We start from the raw sequence: 22,095 nt of genomic DNA, 5'->3' as shown, positions 1-22,095 counted from the left end.
CGCAGCGGTCAGGAGGGCAGGGCGGCGAGGTGCCGGGCAAGACGCTCGGCGCTCGCCGCCCAGGTGTATCGTCGGGCATGCGCGCGCCCGGCCTCGGACAACGCGGCGGCATGCGAGGGCGCGCGCAGGAGCCGCGTCATCTTGCGGCTCCAGGCCTCCGGCGCGTCGGGATCTAGGAGCACGGCGGCCTCGCCGCAGGTCTCGGGCAATGCGCCTCCGGTCGAGGCCAGGACCGGGCAGCCGCAGAGCATCGCCTCGAGCGCGGGCAGACCGAAGCCTTCGGTCCGCGAAGGCATAAGAAAACCCGCCGCGTGTTCGTAAAGCGCCCGCAACTCCGCGTCGCTGACCCGGCCGATGCGCAGCACGCCCGGCGGGTCTGGGGTCTCGTGCCCGGCAAAGACGCTGCCTCCGCCACCTGCAATGACCAGAGGCAGACGCTCGGGACTGAGCCGATGCGCGTCGATCGCGAGCGCGAGGTTCTTGTGGCGCGCCTGTGCGCCGAGCGTCAGGAAGAACCCGCGTCTCTGCAGATCATGCCGTTCGAGGATACGCGGATCGGCGTCGGTCCTCAGAATGTGATCGGCCCCGTTCGGGATCACCTGCGCGTGCCCCTCGGGCACCACGCCGTGCCGTTCGAGCCGCGCGCGGGAATGCTGCGAGACCGTCAGGACCAAAGCGGCCCGGCGCGCGAGACGCGGCTGCAGCCAGCGATACCAGCGCCGGAACGCCGGTCGGTAGCTCTCGGCGGCGTCCCAGGCTTGCGCGTCGTGCAGCATCACGACCTGCCGACGCAGCGCCAAAGGCCCGGTATTGCAGAGACTGAGACACCAGCGCCCCTCGGTCGCCCGGGCCAGCGCGGCCTGTTCCCAGAGCGCGCCCGATCCCGGACCAGGCACCGCCGTCGCGGAGAGAGCGGCGGGCACGTCCCACGCCTCGGCCTCCGGGTGCAGCGCCCTCAGCGCCGGCGCATCGCGGCGCGCCAGAAGAGCTGCGACAAGCTCCCGCGCCACCCGGTCGACGCCCAGTGTCGGGCGGCACAGGAACCGGCCGTTCACCACCATCTCCATCATCGGCGCCTCCCGCCCCAAGGACCTGCCACATCAGTCTGCGGCGCAATCGCTAATATTTTATTAGTCTTTTCAGGGTTGAACGGAGGCGGGACGGAGAGGGGCCTGACCGGGAGACCCGCGGATGACGGCCAGCACAGAACAGACGCAACCGAGCCTTGGCGCGGCGCTCGACGCAGCCGGGGGACGGCCCGCCGGGTTCGACTACCTGCGCCTGGGGCTGGCGCTCTCGGTGGTGCTTGTCCACAGCTTCACCGCCTCGGTCGCGCCTTCGGACGAAGCGCGCCTCTGGGCCCACCCGCTCTGGGGCTCGGCGGCGATGGCGCTCTTGCCGATGTTCTTCGCGCTCTCGGGTTTTCTCGTGGCGGGCAGCATGGCGCGCACGCCGAGCGTTGGGCGCTTTCTCGGCCTGCGGGCGCTGCGCATCTATCCCGCGCTCGCGGTCGAGGTCTTGCTGACCGCGCTCATTCTCGGGCCGTTCTTCACCACTCTGCCGTTCGACGCCTATCTCTCCGATCCGGGCTTTGCCCGTTATCTCGTGAACGTCACCGGCCATGTCACAATCACGCTTCCCGGCGTGTTCGAGACCAACCCGCGCCCCTTCGAGGCCAACGCCCAGCTCTGGACCGTGCCCTTCGAGCTTTACTGCTACATCGCGCTCGCGCTCCTCATGCTCTGCGGTGCCGCGCGGGACCCCCGCGTGCTTTTCTGGGGCGCGGCGCTGGTCTTTGCTCTGGTGCTCCTGCGGATCGGAGCGCGCACCGACTGGCGCTTCCCGGACTACCGCGCGCCGGTCGCGGGCTGGATGCTGGTGGTCAGTTTCCTTCTGGGCGTCGGCCTCTACCAGCTTCGTCATGCGGTGCCTGCGGGCCGATGGGCAATCCTCGCGGCAGGCGTCGCGACCCTCGCCATCTTCGCGTGGTGCCCCGGTGGCCGGATCCTCGGCTGCCTCCCGGCGAGCTACCTGGCCGTCGCGCTCGGCACCTGCAATCCGGCGCGCGGCTGGGTGGTCGCGGGGGCGGACTATTCCTACGGCATCTTCCTTTACCACTTCGCGATCCTCCAGGCGGTCATCGCGCTGACCGGCGGAGGGCTGGGCTGGCCCGCGCTCTTTGTCCTGTGGCTGGGGCCGACGGCGCTCTGCGCGGCGCTCTCCTGGCATCTCGTCGAACGCCCGATCCTGTCGCGGAAGTCGGCGATCCTGACCTGGCGGCCCCGTTGGAGGCTTCGGGCATGACGCCGGCCACACTCATCGAATCGCCACGCGTCCCGCCGCAGACCCGGGACGCGAGCCTCGACGCTCTGCGCGGCGGCGCGCTCTGCCTCGTGGTTCTGGGCCACGCGCTGATCGGCGCGGGCCACGGCACGGCCTGGCAGCCGGCGGCCGTGGCGATGATCTACGCGGTCCACATGCCCGTCCTCTTCGCCTTGTCGGGCTCTCTCGCGGCACCCCTGTCGACGCGCGCCTGGCCCGAGGTCGCATCGCGGGTGCTGACGCGGATGGTCTGGCCCTACCTCCTCTGGAGCACGATCCTGATCCTCGCCCATGTCGCCGCCTCGGGCGCGACGAACGGCCACGCCGAGCTGTCGCGGATCGCCACGCTCCTGACCGATCCGCACCCGATCATGTGGTATCTCTACGCGCTGGCCTGCGGCACGCTGATCCTCCGCCTCGCGGCCGCATTTGGAGCGGCGCAGACGCTCGCCCTTGCCGCCGTGATCTGGGTCGCGGCTTACGCGTTCGAGGGCGTGCCGTCGCTCGCCCGCTATGTTGCGCTCTTTCTCCTCTTCGCCGTCTCCGGTCCGCAGCTGATGCGCTGGTCCGAGCGCCCCGCCGTTATCGGCGGAGCCGTCGCCGTCATCGCGGCCACAGCGCTCTGGATCGCGACCGCCCCTCCGATCCTGACCGGCGATCCCACCGCCGACCCGGGCTTTGCCGCGGCGGCTCTCGCGGCGCCGCTCGCCGGTTTGGCGCTGAGCCGCATGGCCGCGCCGGTCGTGTTCGTGCAGATAGGCCGGGCGGGCATGGCGGTCTTCACGACGCATGTGCTCTTCACGGCCGGAGCGCGGATCGCGCTTCTGAGGGCAGGTGTCGACTACACCCTGGTTCTCGTGGTCGCGGCGACCCTGGCCGGTCTCGCCGGTCCGCTGATGCTCGACCGCGCGCTCGTGGGCACGCGACCGGCAACGGGGCTCGGGTGGCGATGAGACGGCTTCTGGTCAATGGACGCTTCCTTGCCGCGCCGCAAAGCGCGGTGAACCAGGTCGCACAGTCGCTGACATGTGCCTTGGCCGAGGCCGGGCCGACCCGCGGCTGGAACGTGGTTCTTGCCGTGCCCGCCGATCTGGCCGGGCCCGCCCGTGCGCTCGGCCTCAGGCTTCGGGTCGCGGGGCAGGGGACGGGCGCCCTCTGGGACCAGCGGGTCCTGCCGGGGCTCCGGCGAGAGGGCGTGGTGGCGGGGTTCTTCAACACCGTGCCGCTCACGGGGCGCGGCTACATCACGCTCCTGCATGACGCGCATGTCTTCACGACCCCCGCCTCCTATCCCGCGCCGGTGCGTCTTTGGAGACAGGTGCTGGCGCGGCGCGCGGGCGCGCCCGGCAACCTCCTCCTGACCGTGTCGGAGCACGCGCGAGCCCGGATCGCCGCTGCGGGCATCGCGCCTGCCGAGCGGATCGGCGTGGTGCCGAACGGCCCCGGCCCGGTGGCGACGTCGCGTGCCGCTCCCGATGCCCTCGTCCGACTGGGTCTGAGCGACCGACCCTATTGCGTCGCGCAGGCAAGCCGCCTGCCGCACAAGAACCTCGACCTAATTCTGCGCGCGTTCTCGGACCCGCGCCTCAAAGGGGTCGATCTCGTGCTCACCGGCGGTCCGAGCGCAGGGCGCGACGGCGCGGTTCTGCGCACGGGGTTTCTCGATCTCCCGGACCTCGCGGCGCTCTATGACGGGGCGCTCGCGGTCTGTGTGCCTTCGCGGGAAGAGGGGTTCGGCCTTCCGGCGCTCGAAGCCATGGCGCGCGGCACCGTGCCGCTCGTGGCAAAGGCCGGGGCGCTGCCGGAGGTCGTCGGCCCCGCGGGGCGTGTCCTGCCGGTGGATGATCCGAGCGCCTGGGTCGAGGCGATCCTCGCCCTCCGGAACGCGCCGGAGCTTCGGGCGGCGCTTGTCGAGACAGGACGGCGTCGCGCCGCCGATTTCAGCTGGAGTCGCTCTGCCGAAGCCTGCCTCGATCTGCTCGACGGATGGGTTGTGTCGCCCCGGCGTTCAGGCCGGCTTTCCGGCCGCCTCGGCCGTCTGGGCGCGCTCCCCGGCGTCTGAGAATAGAGCGAGCGTGCCGCTCAGGCCCGCCATCGCGGTGACGCAGACGGCCCAAAGCAGCGTTGCGCCGAGCGAGACGGCCAGCCCCTGCACCAAGAGCACGTCGCGCAGCACACCCGCGCCGAGAGCGTAGAGCCCGAGCCACAGAGCGGCGCCGGAGAGCGTCACCGACAGATCGGCAGCACGCGCCCGGACCTGCCGCGCGCAGAGCCAGAGCCCGAACGCGCCCGCGAGGCACGCCACGCATGCCTGCGCCCAGGCCAGGACTGCACCCCCCGACGCGGCGAAGAGGACGCAGCAGATCAGCATCGCCACGGACTCCCCCACCGCCATCCAGAAATAGAGCCCTGTCCGGCCCGAGGCTGCCGCGACCGGCTCGACCAGCCCCGCGAGCGGCAGCGCGGCGGCGCGCAGCGACAGCGCGGGCAGGGCCAGAGCCGCCGCGGCATAGGCGGGACCGAAAAGCGCCTCTACCAAAGCCTCGCCGAACATCGCCACGGTGATCGCCGCCCCCCCGGCGAGGAACACCGTCGCCGCCGCCGCGTCGGCGAAGCGCAGAGCGGCGCCGCGACCGTTGCGGATCGCCTCTCCAAGACGTGACAGCGCGCTCATCCGCACCGCCTGCGCCATGATCTCGGGTCCGACCTGCGCGAGCCTCTGGGCGATCCGCCAAAGCCCGGTCTCGGCGGTCGAGAAAATGAGCGCCAGCGCGATATCCGCGCCGAAACCCGCGCCATGCTCGGCCATCCGCGCGCCGTAGAGCGGGCGGGCGTAGCGCAGCGCCTCGCGGAAGACGTGCCAGGACGGGCGACGAAGTGGGCCTCGCCGCACCACGCGCATCAGGGTCCAGGCGGTCAGCAGCGCCCGCGACACCCGCCAGACCGCCAGCGCGAGCACGCCCGGCCAGGCGACGAGAGCGGTCAATCCGATCGCGACGGCGACGAGATTGGCGTGCGCAAGACCGCCGTAATAGGTGCCCAGCCGCCCGTGCCGCGTCAGAACCGCCCCGGCCCAGCCGCTCAGCGCAACGAAGGGCTGCGCGAGCGCCAGAACCGGCAGGAGCCACGCAAGCTCGGGCGCGTCGAAGACCCGCGCGAGCAGCGGCGCGGCGAGGGCCAGCACAAGACCGCCCGCATTGCCCAGAGCGAGGAGCGCCCAGAAGAGCGTGGCCTCCAGACAGGCCTCGTCGCTCTCATCCGCGCCGTCGGCGGTGGCGAGGAAATGCCAAAGGCCCGAATGGGTCAGCAGCACGCCGATCTCGACGAAGGCCGCGGCCAGGGCAAACGTGCCGAAGACCTCGGGCGCCATGAGCGCCGCCGCCACAAGCGTCATCGCGATGCCCGAACCCTGCTGGGCGCCGAGCCCGGCCAGCGCCGAGGACAGAAGGGATGTGCCGCGCATGGTAGACCTGCCAGACCGAGTGCGCCTCAGTAATGGGCCGGTGCGCGTTAAGATAATCCTAACCAAGAGCGGGTCTGATCGGCCGGAGGATGTCTCCGGAGCCGGGCGTGGTGCAGGCGATCGAATTCAGAACGTCACGACAGAGCGGTGCGCGGGGCCCGATGCCCCGGCGCGCGCCCGTACACGCTATTGGCCCGCATGTCGCCCGCCCGATGCCGCCGACGCCCTGGCGCGATCTCTGGCGTTGGCGCTGGATGATTACCGGGATCGCGCTTGTCACGGCGATCTTGTTCGGCGGCTGGGCCAGTCTCTGCGCGCCGGTCTTCGAGGCGCAGGCGGTTCTTCTCCTCGACCCGCGGGAAGAACGGGTGATCGACGCGGCGGATCAGCTGATCGGCGACCTCAAGCTCTCTTCCGCCGTGGTGGAAAGCGAGCTTGCGGTACTGCGCGCGCCGCAGCTGATGCGCGACACGGTGGCAAGCATGACGCCCGAGGCGCTCGCCCCGCTTGCCGCGCCGCGCTGGCCCAGTCTTCTGGGAGCGCCGCCCGATACGATCACCGCAGCGGCGGCCGCCGAGCGCCTGTCACGCGGTCTCGTGATCGAGCGGCAGGGCGACGGCTTCGCCATCGCCGTCCGGCTGCGCAGCCCCGATCCCGCGCTCTCGGCCCAGGTCGCGAACCGGCTCGCCGAGACTTATATCGACGCGCAACTCACCGAACGGCAGCGCCGCGCGACGGCGGCGACCCGCTGGCTCGTGGCCCAGGTCGAGGAACGGCGCGCTCAGCTTGTCGCCGCCGAAGGGGCGGTCGAGCGGTTCAAGCGCCGCCAGCTTGCCGCAACCGGAACGTCGGTTTCGCTGCTCGACCAGCAGCTTGTGGAGCTGACCACCGCCCGCGCCGACGCTCAGGCCGCCATCGCCGACGGCGAGGCGCGCCTCGCCGAATTTGCCGAAACTGACGCGGTGTCCTCGGGTCAGGCGCCGGAACTGGCCGCGCTCCGGGCCGAACGCGCGCGTCTGGCGCGCGAGGACGCGGGCCTGGCCACCCGCTTCGGCCCAAGTCACGGTGAGCGGGTCGCGCTCGCCTCCGAGCTGGGCCGGATCGAGACCGAGATCGCCGCCGAACGGGTCCGGCTGCGCGAGAGCGCCGAGACCGATCTCGAGATCGCCCGCCGCCGCGAGGCGCGGCTTGCCACCGAGATCGCGGATCTCGAACGCGCGGTGGCCGACATGTCGGAAAGCGCGCTGCGTCTTCGGGAACTCGAGCGCGTCGCCGAGGCCGAGCGCGTCGGGTTCGAGACCGTGCTCGACCGGCTCGGACGCTCGCGCGCGCAGGTCGAGATGCAGCGCGCCGAAGCGCGGCTGATCAGCCCGGCCGTTCCCGAGCCATCGCCGACCGGTCCGGGCGCGGGGGTCCTGACCGGGGTCGGCGCCGCGCTCGGCCTGTCCCTGGGACTTCTCGCAGCCCTTGCCCGCGAGGCGCTGAGGTCGGGATTCGCCCGGGCCTCCGACCTTGAAGAGGCGACCGGGCAGCGCGTGCTTGCGGTGCTCCCGCGCCTGCCCCTCACGCGCCCCGGCGCCATCACAGCCGCTCTGGCTGGTCGCGGCGCCGGGCTCTTCGGCGAACGGATGCGCCAGCTGCGCGCGATGATGCCCGCCGGACCGCGTGGCCGGGGACAGGTTTTCCTCGTGACCTCGGCGCGGGAGGGGGAGGGCAAGACGACGCTGGCGCTCGCCTTGGCAGACGTGCAGGCGCGGACCGGCGCGCGGGTTCTCGCCGTCGATCTCGATACCCGCCGCGCCGCGCTGATCTCCGAGACGCTCGGGCCGGGCGCGCCGGACCTCGCCTTGCATCTGCGCGACACCGGTCCCCTGGAGGCCGCGCTCACGCGACCGCGGAGCGCCGTGTTCGACGTCACGGGACTGCCCTTCGACGAGGGGCTCCTGTCCGACCGGCTTCTCCGCGACCGCATCGCGATGCTCCTCGACCGTCTGCGGGCGCGCTACGATGTCGTCGTGCTCGACGCGCCGCCGATCCTGTCGGTGGCGGACGGCCTGACACTGGCGCCGCTCTGCGACGAGACGCTGTTTCTCGTGCGGGCCGAGGTCACGCCGCGCGCTTCGGTCCTGGCCGCGCTCGACGCGCTTGCGGGGGTCGGAGTGACGCCCGCCGGCCTGATCCTCGGCAGTGCCGATCCCGCGGCGGAGCCCGGTCGCTATCCTTCGGACGGGGTCGAGGCCGAGCGATGGGAAAACGTCGCCTGACGGGCCGAAAATCAAGAAATATTTAATGTTTACATAAAATTATCTCTAACCGGGGCGGCGCTTTGCGGCCTCTCCCGGTGCCGCTCGCGCCGGGTCTTCATGCGATCCCGGGGGAGACTGACATGACCCATTTCACCGAACCAGGCGCGGTTCTTCGCGCGCCCGGTCGCGCGCGCGGCCTGCCGCTTCTAAGTTACCGGCAGGGCGGCAAACGCCTCTCTGACCTCGTGCTGTCCATTCTTCTCGCGCCTCTAGTTGCGCCGCTCGTGGCCCTGTTCTGGCTCGCAGCTAAGGCGGATGGAGGCCCTGGATTTTTCGCACAAGACCGCGTCGGTCTCGACGGGCAGCGGTTCCGCTGCTGGAAGATCCGCAGCATGCATCCCGACGCCGAGCGCCGTCTGGCAGAGCTCTGCGCCACCGATCCGCACGCGGCGCGCGACTGGGACGAGAACATGAAACTGGCGCGGGATCCGAGAGTGACTCGCCTCGGTCGGGTTCTTCGCGCGACCGGCCTCGACGAGCTGCCGCAGCTCTGGTGCGTGCTTCGTGGGGACATGAGCCTTGTCGGACCGCGCCCGATCACCGCTCCGGAACTGGCGCGCTACGGGTCGGCGCGCGGGGCCTATCTGTCGCTTCGGCCGGGCATCACGGGGCCGTGGCAGGTCTCCGGGCGCAATCGCGTGGCCTACGGGACGCGCGTCGAGCTGGACGCGCGATATGCCCAGGACCTTTCGCTGGCGCGGGATCTCGTGATCCTCTGGCGCACCATCGGCACGGTCCTGCGCCGGACCGGGTGCTAGGCGATGCGGCTCGGTCTCGTCATCTGCTCCGCCGGTCGGCCCGAGGCGCTCGGCGCGCTGCTGATGCGCCTACGATCTCAAAGCGCACCGGCCGATCTGCTGGTCCTCTCGGTGACCGGGCCGGCGGATTTGCCCGAGGGATTGGTGCCGCCGGACGCTATCATCTGCACCGGCCCTCCGGGACTGGCGGCGCAGCGCAACCGGGCGCTCGACGCGCTGCGCGGGCAGGTCGAGATCGTGGCCTTTTTCGATGACGATTACCTGCCCGCGCATGACGCTTTGGACGGCATCCGCCGCGGGTTTCGCGCCTTTCCCGAGGCGTCGGGTCTGACCGGCCGCCTTCTTGCGGATGGCATCGGCTCGGGTGGTCTCGATCGCGCCAAAGCGGAGGCGCTCCTCGACCGTGACGCCTCTCCGCGCAACCGGCCCCGCGCGCTCGCGCGGCGGTTGGTGGGGCTCTATGGCTGCAATATGGCGTTCCGCATGGACGCGGTCGGGACGACCCGGTTCGACGAAGCGCTGCCGCTTTACGGATGGCAGGAGGACGTCGATTTCGCCGCCCGCGTCCCCGGCGAAAAGCTCGCGACGGACGCGTTCAGCGGCGTGCATCTGGGCTTGCGATCCGGGCGCGAGACCAGGGGGCTGGCGCTCGGCTACAGCCAGCTTGCCAATCCGGCCTATCTCTGGCGCAAGGGCTCGCTGCCCCTCGGGTTCGCGCTGCGGCTGATGCTGCGCTCTGTGCTGGCGAACCATCTGCGCGCGCTCCGCCCCGAGCCGTGGATCGACCGCGTGGCGCGCGCGCGAGGCAACAGGCGGGCCCTCGTCGATCTTCTGCGCGGCACCGCTGCGCCCGGGCGGATCCTCGATCTGCGATGATCCTCTCAGCCGCGCTGGAACCGGTCGAGCAGAGCGTCATGGGCGGCCTGACAGCGGGCGGCAAGACCGGGCGGCACAACGGTCATGTCGCCGCAGGGCTCGTCCTGCCCGGGCTCGATCCTCGAGAAGCGACCGCTTTTCAACGGATCGCCGCCGCCCGCGCGACGGCTGGCGGCGCTGCTGCGGTAATGGTTGCCGAGCGGCGGCGAGAGCGAAAGCCCCGCGCCGATCCGGCCGACAACCGCGTCGGGATCGCGGCGCAGCTCGGCCGTGCTCACGCCCATGCGCGCCTCTCGCGGGAAGCGGTCCCAATGCGTGCAGAGCCGTGTCACGCGCGCCGCGTAATAGCGCGCTGCGGTCTCGGGCGTAGCCCCTTCGCGCAACCCGGTCGCCGCGGCGAGTTTCAGGATCGAGGCGATGCTCGGTCCCGGAGCCCGCAAGAGCATGAGCGCGCGCGCCGTGTAGAAATCGTCCGAGACCGCGTCGTCCAGCCGGTCGTGCAGGACCTTGTCGAAGAGGTACGGCGCTCCGAGCGACAGACAGCCTCGTCGCGCCAGGTTGACCGCGAGAGCCGCCGGCGCCCCGGCACAGTCATGGCGCACATGGCTTTCGCCGTAGCCCGAGATCGCCGGATGCGACCCCAGCACATTGCCGAGCGCGGTCGTCGTCGCGCGCATATGGGACAGCAGGAGGATGCAGCGCGAATAGCGCGCCTGCGGCAGAACCTGCCGCGCCACCGTCGCGGCGGCACTCTTGGCGAGGGGGCGCAGCCGGGAGGGCTGAGCCGGGGAGAGCGAAGCGGGCATCGGCGGGCTCGAAGCGGTGTGTCGCAGGACATGGTAGCGAAGAAACAACCTATGCGAGATTTTTTGTCACATGGGTCGCGGAAAATCGCCGATAGGCCGCGCCAGGGGTCTGGGCAGTGACGCCGACGACACCTCTGGCGCTCCTGATCATGGTCCTTGCGCTCTGGCTCGGACCGCGGCGCGGGTTCTGGTTGGTGGCGGTCGCCTTGCCGTTCGGCAGCGCCGCGGCGCTGTCGGTCGGCGGTACCGGGACGTTGTCGCTGGCCGACGCCGCGCTGATCTCTCTGTGGCTCGCCTGGGGCCTGCGCGACCCGCGCCTGACCGGATTGAGCGCGGCGCTCACACCGGGGGCGCCGGGAACCGCGCTGATCGCGCTTCTTCTCTGGGCGGGGCTCGGGGCGATGATCCTGCCCGAGCTCCTTTCCGCCCGCACCGAGGTCTATGTCGCGGTCCAGCGGGAGGGCGCGGCGGTCTGGCAGCGCGTGCCGCTCGCGCCTGGGCCCGGCGCTCTCGGGCAATGCCTGCGGCTGGCCTTGTCGGTCTCGGCACTCCTGTTGGCGCAGCATGTGCTGCGGCAGGGCGGGGCTGCGCGCGGACCGCCCGTCGTGCTTGCCGCCGCGACGCTGATGCATGCCGCGCTGGCCGGCGCCGATCTTGCGAGCCACACGATGGGGATGCCGCATCTTCTCGATCCGCTCCGAAGCATGCGGGCGATGATGCTCGACAACCAGGTCGTCGGCGGGGTCAAACGGCTGGTCGGAGGCTTCCCCGAACCGGCGGGTTTCGCCTATTTCACCATCGGGCTCTACGCGTTCTGGCTGCGGCTCTGGCTGTCGGATCACGCGCCCCGCGGCGCCGGAGCGCTGACGCTTCTCTGCGGCGCGCTGCTCCTGCGCTCGACCTCGAGCGCGGCCTGGGCCTGCGGAGCGGTGGTCACCCTCTGGATCCTCGCACGCCATGGCCGCCCGGGCGTCGAGCGCGGACAGGCGGTCGTTCTGGCCTGTCTGCCGGGCGCGCTTGGTCTTCTGGTCATCGCCTGGCTCACGGTGCCGTGGCTTCAGGGGCTGACGGATCAGCTCCTGGTCCAGAAGCTCGCGTCGGTCTCGGGCGCGGAACGGCAGAGCTGGGCCCTGCAATCGCTGCGCAATCTCGTCGAGACAGGCGGTCTGGGCACGGGATTGGGCATGAGCCGCAGTTCTGGCTGGCTCTTTGCCTGTCTCGGCAGTCTCGGCGTCATCGGGACCGGTCTCTATCTGAAGGCACTGGCGCCGGTTCTGTTCGGAAGCCCCGATCCGTCACGGCCCATGACGGATGTCGTGATCCTGCGCGCGGCCCAAAGCGGCGCGGGCGCGATCCTATTACAAGCGCTGCTGACGCGGCCGCATCCGGATCTCGGGCTTTTCTTCGCAGTTCTGGCAGGAAGCGTGCTGGGTCTGCGGCAGCGCTCTATATAACATAACTCTCATTATCGGATTTTGCGTGTACGCGAGAGCGCGTTACCCCGAAGGGCGACTCATTTTAGAAAAAACGGTTAACTCAAGGGAGATCATGGCATGGGAGCCGTCCAAACGTAACTGAGCTTGAGAGCGCGCCGTAGAACTGAGGATTGGTGGCACGCAAAGGCGCCCGTCCGGGAGATGGTGCTGCTTTTGAAGCGCTCGAAATCTCACATCCTGCGCGGTCCGCCGGACTGCATTCGGTCCGACATCGGTCCTCAGTCCTTTGCCCGAAACGTCCGGGACTGGATGGTTGTTGTCGGCGCGAAGACGGCACGCATCGAGCCGGGATCGCCATGAGATGTCCCTGGTTCGGTAGACGCTTCGCCCCCTACCTGTAAACCAAGCGCCGGCACAAATTTAGCGGCAAACACTGAATACTTTGACAAACCTCAATCCAAGATCGGGTAGGTTTGCATTTACTCAATGCATTCGCTGCGTGATCGTGAGGCGACAGGGATGTTGCGAACGGCTTTGCGAGCACATCGAGGATGTGAGCGCTGATCTGTCGAACATCTTGACCAAGAACATGTTCGGGGGATGTCCCATTGAGCGTCACACGCGTCGCAATCGTTCAGAAACCCACTGCCGTCCTGGACCTCGCCGAGGGCGTTCGCCGGGCAGTCGGGCATATTGAGGACTGCGCGGCTCAGGGTGCGCAACTGGTTGTTTTCCCCGAGTCCTGGCTCACAGGGTACCCATCGTGGGTTTTCGGGATGGCGGGGTGGGACGACGCGAATGCGCGGCTTTGGTATCGGCGTTTTGTGGACCAGTGCCCGACCCAGGACAGCACGGAGCTGCAGCCCATTCGCGAAGCCGCCAATGCCGCCGGTGTCCTCGTGTCGCTCGGCTTCAACGAGAGGGCGGACGCGCGCGCCGGCAGCGTGTTCAACAGCATTCTGCTGATCGGTGACACGGGGCAAACCCTCAACCTTCACAGGAAACTCACGCCGACCCATACAGAGCGCAACATCTGGGCGCAGGGCGATGCGGCGGGCCTCAGGGTGGTCTCCACGAATATCGGAGAGATTGGCGGGCTGGTCTGCTGGGAGCACTGGCACCCTCTGGCCCGCCAGGCGCTGCATGCGCAGAACGAACAGATACACCTGGCCCTCTGGCCCGACATGCCCGAGGCACATGCCCTCGCCGCGCGGCACTACGCCTTCGAGGGCCGGTGTTTCGTGGCCGCAGCGGCGCATTACCTGACCGTCGACGACGTGCCGGAGGAATTGCTTGAGGGCTACGCCACGGGGCTCGACCCGAACTGCCGCGCGTCAAATGTGCTCTTCCGGGGGGGAAGCGGTTTCGTGGGGCCGAACGGGGAATGGCTCAAGCCGCAACTGTTTGATGAGCCCGGTCTGATCATCGCGGATCTCGATCTTGGCGAAACCGTTGGCTACAAGCACGATCTCGACGTTGCCGGCCATTACTCCCGAAACGATATCTTCCAGCTCTCGGTCGATCGCGCGCCGCGCCGGTCGGTCAATCTGAGTGATGGGGCCGAGACACGGCCGGGTTCCAGCGAACGGGCGTCCTGAGAGATGGCGCAGATTCTTGAAGCCGCGGGCATGATCTCTCTCGCTCTGGGCGGCTTGTCGGGCTTCGTGATGCTGGCCGTTGTCGATTATCCCGACCTGATCCGGAAGCTCGGCATCGTGGATACGAGGCGGGTGCGTCAGGTGCATCTCGACTGGATCATCATGGGCCTGGTGATGGTGGCAGTTGCATTGGCCGCACCCGACCTGCCCGCCCCCGCCGTCTACGCGACGCTGTTCGGCGGTGTGGTGAATCCCGCCACCTTCATCCCGATGGCCTTCTCGAGGACGGCATCCGAGCATCCGGCCTTTCGCGCGATCTCCATGATCTCGTTCATAAGCCTGAACGTGGGCCTGGTCTGGGCTGCCTGCCACGTCGTTCTTGCGTCCTGACAGCGGGTCGCACCGACGCGACCTGAGGAGCCGATGTCAGGGCTTCGGGCACCGAAACACGGCTCCTGCCAAACCGTTTGAGATTTCGTCCCACACCCGGAGGCACCTCTGGGCGGACCTGCATGCGTTTCCGGGATTGGCCCGTGGCCGCGGCGCAGGTCAGGTTTTTCACCTTGAGATCAGTCAAAGTGATGCCGGTGTGGTTCGCTATTTTATCAAACCCTCTGCACCGTAGCATGACCTTGAACGAGCGAAGTGACTGAGAAGGATGTTGGAGTTGACGTTCAATCAACCCTTGGGTGGAAACACGATGCCGCGATTTGGCGGCCCGGCCACCATGATGCGGCTGCCAAGCCAGGACACCGCGAGCGGACTGGACGCCTGCTTCGTCGGCATCCCAATCGACATCGGCGCCTCCAATCGACCGGGAACCCGGTTCGGGCCGCGCCAGATCCGTGCGGAGTCGGCCATGATCCGGCCCTACAACATGGCGACTCGGGCAGCGCCCTTCGACAAGCTCCAGGTGGCCGATGTCGGTGACATACCGATCAACACCTACAATCTCGAGGCCAGCCTCGAGATCATCACCAACGCATACATCGACATTCTGGCGCATGATTGCATTCCGTTGACCCTTGGAGGCGACCATACGCTCACCCTGCCGGTGCTGCGCGCGATGGCGCGAAAGCACGGACCCGTCGCGCTGATCCATGTCGATGCGCACTCCGATACGAACGAGCACATGTTCGGCGAGAAGATCGCGCATGGAACGCCGTTCCGGCGGGCCTTCGAGGACGGGCTGCTTCAGAACGACAAGGTGTTCCAGATCGGTCTGCGCGGCACGGGCTACTCTCCGGACGATTTCGACTGGGGGCGGTCGAAGGGCTGGACAGTGATGCAGGCCGAAGAGTGCTGGGGCAAGTCCATGAGCCCGGTGATGGACGATATCCGACGCCGGATCGGCGACCACCCGGTTTACCTGAGCTTCGACATCGACAGCCTGGACCCGGCCTTCGCTCCAGGCACCGGCACGGTCGAGATCGGCGGCCTGACGATCTGGCAGGCCATGGAAATCATCCGTGGAACCCGCGGGCTCAACCTCGTGGGCGGAGATCTTGTCGAGGTCTCACCTCAATACGATCCAAGCGGAAACACCGCGTTGATAGCAGCAAACCTGCTTTTCGAGATGCTGTGCGCCCTTCCAGGTGTCTGATCACATCCAACAGGAGAGAAAGACAATGACGTTCAAGACCTTCAATCGCCGCACCATCCTCAAAAGCGGGGCCGTGCTGGGTTCGCTGGCGGCTCTCGGCGCGCCGTCCATCGTCAGGGCGCAGGACCGCAGCCTCAAAGTCGGCACCTACGGGGGATATTTTCAGGAGTCCTTCGACACCCATATCTACCCGGATTTCACCGCCGCGACCGGCATCGCAGTCGAGTCCATCGGCGAGCCCACGGGCGAGTCGTGGCTGGTGCAGTTGCAAGCCGCAGCACGGGCCAACCAGGCACCGGCCGACGTGTCGATGATGGCGCAAGTCGTGCGGCTCAAGGGGGCCAGCTCGAAACTTTGGGCGGGGCTCGACCCCAAGGCGATGCCGAATATCTCGAACCTGCCGGACCATTTCGTTTCGACCTACGAGGACGGCACGGTGAGCGGCGTCGGCGCGGTGGCCTGGTATATCACTCTCGTGACCAACACCGATGCCTACCCCGAGGCGCCCAGCTCCTGGAACGAGCTGTGGAACCCGGCGAACGAGGACAGGCTCGGGCTCATCTCGCTGATCACGACGTCCTTCCTTCTGGAGATCAGCGCGAAGACCCATTTCGGAGGCACCGACATCCTCGACACCGAGGAGGGCATCTTGCAGGTGATGGACAAGCTCGGTGAGGTGCGCCGCAACGTGCGCCTGTGGTACCGGGACGAAGGGCAATTCCAGCAGGCGCTGGAGACCGGTGAGATCCCGATGGGCCAGTACTATCACGATGTTGCCGGTCTGGCCGCCGCCGATGGCAAGCCCGTCCGCTCGACCTTCCCGTCCGAAGGCGGCGTGCTCGATTCCGGCTCCTGGTGCGTTTCGAAGGCCTCGACAAAGATCGAAGAGGCGCAGGTCTTCATCGACTACATGTGCCAGCCCGAAATCCAGGCAAAGCTGGCGCGGAACGTGGGAACCGCGCCGACCGTCAATCGGGAGCTGACCGACCTGACCGACGAAGAGTTTGCTGCGGTCTCCAGCGATACCCCGCCGATCCTTCCCCGCTACGACATCTACGAGGAGCGTGGCGATTGGCTGAACCAGAAATGGGCCGAGATGATCGCCGGCTGACCCACCCCGAAACGGGCCTCCGCACCGGCTTTACGCGCCGGTGCGGACACAGACCGATGCAGGAACGCACATGACCCAGGTAAGCCTTCGCAATGTCACCAAGAGGTTCGGGACGTTCACCGCCGTGGACGGCGTGAGTGTCGACATCCCCGATGGCAGTTTCGTCTGCCTGCTCGGGCCATCGGGCTGCGGAAAAACCACGCTGCTGCGCATGATCGCCGGGTTGGAAGACCTCAGCGAGGGCGAGTTGATGGTGGGCGGCCAGTCTTACGGCGAGGTCCCGGCGCACGAGCGCAATTTCGGGATGGTATTTCAGTCCCTGGCCTTGTTCCCGCATCTGAGCGTTGCAGACAACATCAGTTATCCCCTGAGGATCCGCGGCATATCCAAGGGCGAGTGCCGGGCCAAAGCGAAGGAGTTGCTGGAGCTTGTCCAGTTGTCCGGGATCGAGGATCGCCGGATCCACCAGCTTTCGGGAGGTCAGCGGCAGCGGGTCGCGATCGCGCGCGGCCTCGCCATCGACCCGCAGGTGTTTCTCTTGGACGAGCCTCTTTCTGCGCTCGATGCCAACCTGCGCGAGCACATGCAGATCGAGCTGCGCAACCTGCAACGCAAGCTGGGCGTGACGACCATCGTCGTCACCCACGACCAGCGCGAGGCGATGTCGATGGCCGATGTCGTCATCGTCATGCGGGACGGGAAGTTGCAACAGATCGGGACACCGATGGAGATTTACCGCAACCCCGCCAACGCATTCGTCGCCGGGTTCATCGGGGTGTCCAATCTGCTGAAAGGCATACTGGACGGGCGCAGATTTTCCCTGTCGGGTGCTCAGCTGGACCTGACCCCGGAGGATATCATCCCTGACGGCGTGGCGGGCCCGGCCGTGCTGTCGGTGCGGCCCGAGGATATCACCCTTTTCGCGGGTGCCGACGGCGCGGGTCCGCATGGCAGGGTGACCTTCATCCGGGATCTCGGGGCCAGCGTGGAAATCCTAGTCGACTTGGGCGGTGCCGAGGTGACGTCGATCTGCAGCCCCAAAAGTCGGCCCGACGTGGACATCGGCGACGAGGTCACGCTGGAAATTCATCCCGGACGCTCGAAGGTGCTGGCAGCATGACATTGCGCGGCAGAAATCTCTGGGCGCTTTATCCGGCGCTCGCGCTGGTCGTCTTCTTCCTCGTCCCCTTTGCGATCATGCTGGCGATCAGCTTCTTCAGGCAATCGTCGGGCGGTTTCTACGAGCCGGTTTTCACGCTCGACAATTTCGGTCGGTTCCTGTCGCCGTTTTTCGCCAAGGTCTTGACGGTCTCGGTCAGTTTCAGCGCCGGCGCCGCCGCGATCGCCGTGGCCATCGCATTTCCGTTCACCTACCTGCTCGTGCAGATGTCGGGGCGCGCGCAGGCGGTGGCGCTGGTGTTCCTGCTTTCGGTCCTGTCGCTCTCCGAAGTCATCATCGGCTTTTCCTGGTCGACGATCCTGTCGCAGACTGCGGGCATCGGCAACATACTCGCCGGTCTCGGTTTGATCTCTGAATCCCGCAGCTTTTCGCCCTCGTCCGGGGCCTTGCTGACCGCATTGGTCTATCTTGGGTTCCCCTACTCTGTCCTTGTGATCTATCCGGCCATGTCGCGCCTGGATCCGGAAATCCCGGAGGCCGCCCGGATGTGCGGGGCGTCACCGGTCCGTACCTTCTTCACCACGGTCGTTCCGATGATGCGCAACACGATCACCGGCGCGCTCATCCTCGTCTTCGTCTTCACCCTGGGCGCCTACATCCTGCCGCAAACCCTTGGTCGCCCGCAGGACTGGACCCTTTCGGTGCACATCACCGATCAGGCGGTGTTCCAGTCCAACCTGCCATTCGCATCGGCCATGTCGATCTTCCTGCTGCTCGTCTCGCTTGCGCTGGTCGGCCTTTCGATGCTGCTCGGACAGACGGAGACGAAACGATGACCCGCGTGCTGAAATCGATCTTCGTGGCCCTAGTCTTCTCTTTCCTCGCGGCCCCGATCATCGTCGTGTTGGGCGTGTCGCTGAACCAGCCGAAACGGCTGCTGTTCCCGCCCGAGGGGCTGTCGCTCAGATGGTACGGCGCGCTCTTTCGCGAAAGCGACTGGCTGGGCGCCTTGCAGAACTCGCTCATCATCGCGACCTGCGCGGCCCTTCTGGCGGTTTCCCTCGCGCTGCCGCTGGCCCTCCACGTCTGGAAGCGCAAAGGCTGGATGGCGCGTGCCCTCTATTCGCTTGGCGTCGCGCCCTTCATCCTGCCGCCGGTGATTTCCGCGCTCGGCTTCATGATCTTCTGGATTTCCACGGGCTTTTACGGGCGGATCGAGGCGACGATCATTTCGCACGCGATCTTCTTGGTCACGCTGCCGCTGGTGACGATTTCGCTGGGGCTTCAATCCGTAAACGAAGAGCTGCTCGAGGCGGCGCGATCCATGGGAGCGGATGCGCGCACGACGTTCCGAACCGTCACCTTTCCGCTTGTTCGGCCCTATCTCGTCTCCGGCTTTGCCTTCGCATTCGTGCTGAGCCTGAACGAGTACATCATCTCCTACATGGTCTCCGGCTTCACCGTAGAAACGCTGCCGATCAAGATCTTCAACTCGCTGCGCTACGGCTACACTCCGATCATGGCGGCCGTTGCCGTCAGCTTCGTGGCCCTCGCGGCCATCGTCTTCGGCCTGATCGCACGGTTCGGCGACCTGCCCCGCCTGCTCGGCGCGGAAAGGGCTTCGCGATGACCGTCGACGGGCTGAGGATTGCGCTCTGGCAAGGCGGCGGCACCAGCGGTGCCGTTCGGGACAATCTCGACGAGATCGCCATCCGGGCCGGTCAGGCCTCACAGGAGGGCGCGGGCCTCTTGGTATTCCCCGAATGCTTTCTGACCGGCTACGTCACCAAATCCCCTCATGACATCGTCGAGGATGTCACCGAAAACGTGACCGCGCGGCTCGCTCGGATATCGCGCGAGACCGGCCTTGCCCTCGTCGTTGGCAGCTATGCCAAATGCAATGGGCGGCTTTCGAACGCGGCTTTCGTTTTCGATCCGCAAAAAGGGCTGATCGGCACCTACCGCAAGCAGATGCTTTACGGGGACTGGGAAAAGGGCATCTTCCAGCGTGGCACCGCGCCTTTGACCTTTACCTTCCGGAAATGGCGGATCGGCCTCCTGATCTGTTTCGATGTCGAGTTTCCCGAGACCGTGCGCCATCTCGCCCGCCAGCAGTGCGACCTGATTGTTGTGCCCACCGCCCTCATGAAGCCCTTCGAACCCGTGGCGCAACACCTGATCGCCACGCGCGCGCTGGAAAACCAAGTGTTCGTAGCCTACGCCAATCGGACGGGAACCGAGGGCAGTCAAACCTATCTGGGGCAAAGTACCGTTGCGGGGCCGGATGGAAAGACGATTGTCGCGGCGGAAGGCGCGGAGGAGTGCCTTCTGCTCGCCGACCTGTACCCTGGAGGCATCGCCCTAGCGCGTGCGGACTTCGTTTATCTTGACGAAATCGGCCTATGACCGGTGCATTTCGAGAACGGTGTCGATGAACTTGCGCACGGCGCGGCCCTGGCGGGGTGCCTTCTTGTAAACAAGCTCGAAGGAGCAGCCATACCCTGCTTCTGACAGCGGCAGCCTGCCCAAAACGCCTTGTTTCACCCAGTGATCCGCAAAGTGATCGGGCAGAAACCCTATGAACTTCCCGCTCCGGATCAGGATCAGCTGCGGTTCGATCTCATAGACGATCGCCTTGACGTTGCGCAGACCCAGCTGCCCATGCATCCGGTCGCGCCAATAGCCGCGCCCGACCACGTCGAACCCGGCCAGATCCTCGACACTGACGCTTTCGATGTCTCGTCTGGCCAGAGGATGTGACATCGCGAAGTAGAGGGAGTGCGTCTCGTGATAGAGTTCCTCGTAGGTCAGGCCCGCAAGCTTGTTTGGAAAACTTCCGACACCGACGTCGATCAGGCCGTCGTAGATTCTCTGAAGCAGGTCTTGCGGTGACAACTGCCTCACTTCCAGATGGATGCCGTTTGGTGTGCCGAAGTAATGTCCAAACGTCTCGGAGAGGCGCGAGCTTCCATCCGTTGCGATGGCATCCACGATACCCACGCGAAGCGTGCCCACGAGTTTGCCGCGCAGCGTGCTGACAGATTCCGAAAAGCCGTCGATGCTTGCCAGAAGCTTTTGCGCTTCGGCATGTACGATCTGGCCCTTTTCGGTCACCCGGAAGCCACCGCGCCCCCGCTGACACAGGGTGCAGCCGAGGCGTTCTTCGAGGGCGGATATGTGATTGCTGATCGTGGACGGGCCGATGTTCAACTCTGTCTGCGCCGCCGCAAAGCCACCATGGCGCACGACCGCGTCAAAGACGCTCAGGAGTCGAAGATCAGATCCGGCCAATCGCATGATAGTTTGATAAATCCCAACATAAACTCTGGTCAATCCGAGAAGAATGGAACGAACCGGCCAGGCTGTGGGACGAACCGAACAAGTTCACTGCCGGATGGGACCGGCATTGTAATCGGGCGCGTTTACGGACCCCGCGAGCTTGGCCAAGTGATGCCGATTATTTCGACAGGCGCTCACCGCATCGCTTTCGGCAGGTCGGACCCAAGAAATGCGAGCTGATCAGCGCGTGCACGCAGCCGACTTTTTTTGCGCATCGTAACCACGGATTGCGCCTACTCCTCGCTCAGGCCGCCAGAGGACGGCTCTACCGAAACCTCGAACCGCAAGACAAGTCGCCCGGTGACGTCACCGGCGGCGAGCCGCTCCAGCCCCTGGTTGACCTGCGCGAAGGGAAGGACGTCGATGGCCACTGAGGGAGGATGTTCGGCGGCGAAGTGCAGATAGTCCCGCAGGTCCGCCCGGGTGCCGACGGAAGAGCCCATCACCCGGTGACCTCCGTTGATGAGCCACATTGCCGAAAGCGGCACGGGCTCTTGAACAAGCGCGACAAGGACGATCTGGCTCAGCGGGTTGACGACGCCGGTGATCAGCTCCCAGACCGTCGCGGTCGGAGCGAAGTTGACAACCACATCCGCGCCGCCCCACGCCCGGATCGCTGCCGGGTCGTCGGGGCCGATGGCGATGCCCGCGCCCTGGCGCAACGCCTCGCGCCGCTTGCGGGGGTCCGGATCGACCACGGCCACCGCCAGCCCCCGGGCCAGCCCGATCGAAATCGCATATTGGCCCAGCCCGCCCGCACCGACGATCAGCAGGCGCTGGCCAGGCTGGATGTCGCAGCGGCCCAGGGCCGACCACGCGGTCAGTCCCGCGCAAAGAAGCGGCCCGGCAGCGTCGGTTGCAATGGCATCGGGGATCTCGACCGCAAATTCCGTTTCGAGCAACGCATATTCCGCAAAGGCTCCGGGCGCATCTATGCCACGGGCCTTCTGATGTGGGCAATAGTTCTCCTTGCCGCGCAGCGTCGGATCGCTGGCCGGGTCGGCGGAATAAAGCCATGGCAGCGCAACCCGCGTGCCTATCGGAAGAGGCCCGCCCCCCGCAACGATGCGCCCCACGCCTTCGTGCCCGAGGCAGAGCGGGAACACATCATCGGGCAGGGGCTCTTCGCCCAGTTGCAGATGCAGGTCGGAATGGCAGATTCCGCAGGCCTCGACCCGCACAAGGTATTGCCCCGCGGACGGGCTGGGCACAGGCACCTCGCGGATGTCCAGCGCCGCGCCGGGGCGGTCGCAGAAAGCCGCTTTCATCTTGGCGGGAAGACCAGTCATCGTGTGGGGGTTTCCGGATTCATCCGCATTACTCCTCATGTCGAGCGAACGACGCCCTCAGCCCCTTG

The 22,095-nt window shown here is 67.1% G+C and carries 20 protein-coding genes and 1 pseudogene; 16 read left to right on the top strand and 5 right to left on the bottom strand.

What is annotated here, in order from left to right; all coding sequences use genetic code 11:
* Positions 1–8: 8 nt before the first annotated feature.
* Positions 9–1,070, bottom strand: coding sequence for a glycosyltransferase family 4 protein (locus tag ACFQ4E_RS11600; protein ID WP_386803679.1), 1,062 nt, complete (start codon positions 1,068–1,070; stop codon positions 9–11).
* Between the two features lie 121 nt (positions 1,071–1,191).
* Here ACFQ4E_RS11600 and ACFQ4E_RS11595 point away from each other — a divergent pair, with 121 nt between their 5' ends.
* The 3 genes from ACFQ4E_RS11595 to ACFQ4E_RS11585 are packed head-to-tail and all read left to right on the top strand — an operon-like array spanning position 1,192 to position 4,384.
* Positions 1,192–2,304: an acyltransferase family protein gene (locus tag ACFQ4E_RS11595; protein WP_386803677.1), complete on the top strand. Its 1,113-nt coding sequence runs from the start codon at positions 1,192–1,194 to the stop codon at positions 2,302–2,304.
* A complete protein-coding gene (locus ACFQ4E_RS11590; RefSeq protein ID WP_386803675.1) occupies positions 2,301–3,275 on the top strand; it encodes an acyltransferase family protein in 975 nt (324 codons plus the stop codon). The genes ACFQ4E_RS11595 and ACFQ4E_RS11590 overlap by 4 nt, the downstream gene beginning before the upstream one ends.
* Positions 3,272–4,384, top strand: a complete 1,113-nt coding sequence (locus ACFQ4E_RS11585; protein WP_386803673.1) for a glycosyltransferase family 4 protein — start codon at positions 3,272–3,274, stop codon at positions 4,382–4,384. Before ACFQ4E_RS11590 ends, ACFQ4E_RS11585 begins: the two co-directional genes overlap by 4 nt.
* Here ACFQ4E_RS11585 and ACFQ4E_RS11580 read toward each other — a convergent pair.
* Positions 4,331–5,785, bottom strand: a complete 1,455-nt coding sequence (locus tag ACFQ4E_RS11580; RefSeq protein ID WP_386803671.1) for an oligosaccharide flippase family protein — start codon at positions 5,783–5,785, stop codon at positions 4,331–4,333. The two genes, ACFQ4E_RS11585 and ACFQ4E_RS11580, sit on opposite strands and share 54 nt — an antisense overlap.
* A 212-nt stretch (positions 5,786–5,997) precedes the next feature.
* Here ACFQ4E_RS11580 and ACFQ4E_RS11575 point away from each other — a divergent pair, with 212 nt between their 5' ends.
* The 3 genes from ACFQ4E_RS11575 to ACFQ4E_RS11565 all read left to right on the top strand — a co-directional run bounded on the left by ACFQ4E_RS11575 (position 5,998) and on the right by ACFQ4E_RS11565 (position 9,725).
* Positions 5,998–8,049, top strand: coding sequence for a GumC family protein (locus ACFQ4E_RS11575; protein ID WP_386803669.1), 2,052 nt, complete (start codon positions 5,998–6,000; stop codon positions 8,047–8,049).
* Positions 8,050–8,171: 122 nt separating this feature from the next.
* Positions 8,172–8,849 carry a sugar transferase gene (locus tag ACFQ4E_RS11570; protein ID WP_386803668.1) on the top strand — a complete coding sequence of 226 codons (678 nt, stop codon included), beginning with the start codon at positions 8,172–8,174 and terminating at the stop codon, positions 8,847–8,849.
* Positions 8,850–8,852: 3 nt separating this feature from the next.
* A complete protein-coding gene (locus tag ACFQ4E_RS11565) occupies positions 8,853–9,725 on the top strand; it encodes a glycosyltransferase family 2 protein (RefSeq protein ID WP_386803666.1) in 873 nt (290 codons plus the stop codon).
* A gap of 5 nt (positions 9,726–9,730) precedes the next feature.
* On the opposite strand, the gene ACFQ4E_RS11560 is transcribed toward ACFQ4E_RS11565, so the two are convergent.
* Positions 9,731–10,531: a sulfotransferase family protein gene (locus ACFQ4E_RS11560; RefSeq protein WP_386803664.1), complete on the bottom strand. Its 801-nt coding sequence runs from the start codon at positions 10,529–10,531 to the stop codon at positions 9,731–9,733.
* A 116-nt stretch (positions 10,532–10,647) separates the two neighbouring features.
* Between ACFQ4E_RS11560 and ACFQ4E_RS11555 the strand changes: the two genes are divergently transcribed.
* From ACFQ4E_RS11555 to ACFQ4E_RS11510, 10 genes and pseudogenes are all read left to right on the top strand, one after another.
* Complete coding sequence (locus tag ACFQ4E_RS11555) at positions 10,648–11,985, top strand: hypothetical protein (protein ID WP_386803662.1); 1,338 nt, start codon at positions 10,648–10,650, stop codon at positions 11,983–11,985.
* 216 nt (positions 11,986–12,201) lie between these two features.
* A pseudogene (locus tag ACFQ4E_RS11550) lies at positions 12,202–12,324 on the top strand (IS3 family transposase); the annotation flags it as partial.
* A 251-nt stretch (positions 12,325–12,575) separates the two neighbouring features.
* Positions 12,576–13,565 (top strand): carbon-nitrogen hydrolase family protein, encoded by a 990-nt coding sequence (locus tag ACFQ4E_RS11545; protein WP_386803660.1) that lies wholly within the window; start codon positions 12,576–12,578, stop codon positions 13,563–13,565.
* A gap of 3 nt (positions 13,566–13,568) precedes the next feature.
* Positions 13,569–13,955 (top strand): hypothetical protein, encoded by a 387-nt coding sequence (locus tag ACFQ4E_RS11540; protein ID WP_386803658.1) that lies wholly within the window; start codon positions 13,569–13,571, stop codon positions 13,953–13,955.
* A gap of 268 nt (positions 13,956–14,223) precedes the next feature.
* Complete coding sequence (gene speB / locus ACFQ4E_RS11535) at positions 14,224–15,168, top strand: agmatinase (RefSeq protein WP_386803655.1); 945 nt, start codon at positions 14,224–14,226, stop codon at positions 15,166–15,168.
* A 25-nt stretch (positions 15,169–15,193) separates the two neighbouring features.
* Positions 15,194–16,279 (top strand): ABC transporter substrate-binding protein, encoded by a 1,086-nt coding sequence (locus ACFQ4E_RS11530; protein WP_386803653.1) that lies wholly within the window; start codon positions 15,194–15,196, stop codon positions 16,277–16,279.
* Positions 16,280–16,349: 70 nt separating this feature from the next.
* Positions 16,350–17,399 carry an ABC transporter ATP-binding protein gene (locus ACFQ4E_RS11525; RefSeq protein WP_386803652.1) on the top strand — a complete coding sequence of 350 codons (1,050 nt, stop codon included), beginning with the start codon at positions 16,350–16,352 and terminating at the stop codon, positions 17,397–17,399.
* Positions 17,400–17,476: 77 nt separating this feature from the next.
* Positions 17,477–18,235, top strand: a complete 759-nt coding sequence (locus ACFQ4E_RS11520; protein ID WP_386803650.1) for an ABC transporter permease — start codon at positions 17,477–17,479, stop codon at positions 18,233–18,235.
* Positions 18,232–19,029 carry an ABC transporter permease gene (locus ACFQ4E_RS11515; RefSeq protein WP_386803649.1) on the top strand — a complete coding sequence of 266 codons (798 nt, stop codon included), beginning with the start codon at positions 18,232–18,234 and terminating at the stop codon, positions 19,027–19,029. The genes ACFQ4E_RS11520 and ACFQ4E_RS11515 overlap by 4 nt, the downstream gene beginning before the upstream one ends.
* Positions 19,026–19,805 carry a carbon-nitrogen hydrolase family protein gene (locus tag ACFQ4E_RS11510; protein ID WP_386803647.1) on the top strand — a complete coding sequence of 260 codons (780 nt, stop codon included), beginning with the start codon at positions 19,026–19,028 and terminating at the stop codon, positions 19,803–19,805. Before ACFQ4E_RS11515 ends, ACFQ4E_RS11510 begins: the two co-directional genes overlap by 4 nt.
* Here the strand turns inward: ACFQ4E_RS11510 and ACFQ4E_RS11505 are convergent.
* Both ACFQ4E_RS11505 and ACFQ4E_RS11500 read right to left on the bottom strand, forming a co-directional pair.
* Positions 19,800–20,696 carry a LysR family transcriptional regulator gene (locus ACFQ4E_RS11505; protein WP_386803645.1) on the bottom strand — a complete coding sequence of 299 codons (897 nt, stop codon included), beginning with the start codon at positions 20,694–20,696 and terminating at the stop codon, positions 19,800–19,802. The genes ACFQ4E_RS11510 and ACFQ4E_RS11505 overlap by 6 nt on opposite strands.
* A gap of 275 nt (positions 20,697–20,971) precedes the next feature.
* Entirely contained in the window at positions 20,972–22,006 is a 1,035-nt protein-coding gene (locus tag ACFQ4E_RS11500) for an alcohol dehydrogenase catalytic domain-containing protein (protein WP_386803643.1), read from the bottom strand.
* Between the last annotated feature and the right edge of the window lie 89 nt (positions 22,007–22,095).

The organism is Litorisediminicola beolgyonensis (assembly GCF_042679605.1).
Taxonomy (GTDB): Bacteria; Pseudomonadota; Alphaproteobacteria; order Rhodobacterales; family Rhodobacteraceae; genus Litorisediminicola; species Litorisediminicola beolgyonensis.
This window is presented reverse-complemented; position numbering and strand designations above follow the sequence as displayed.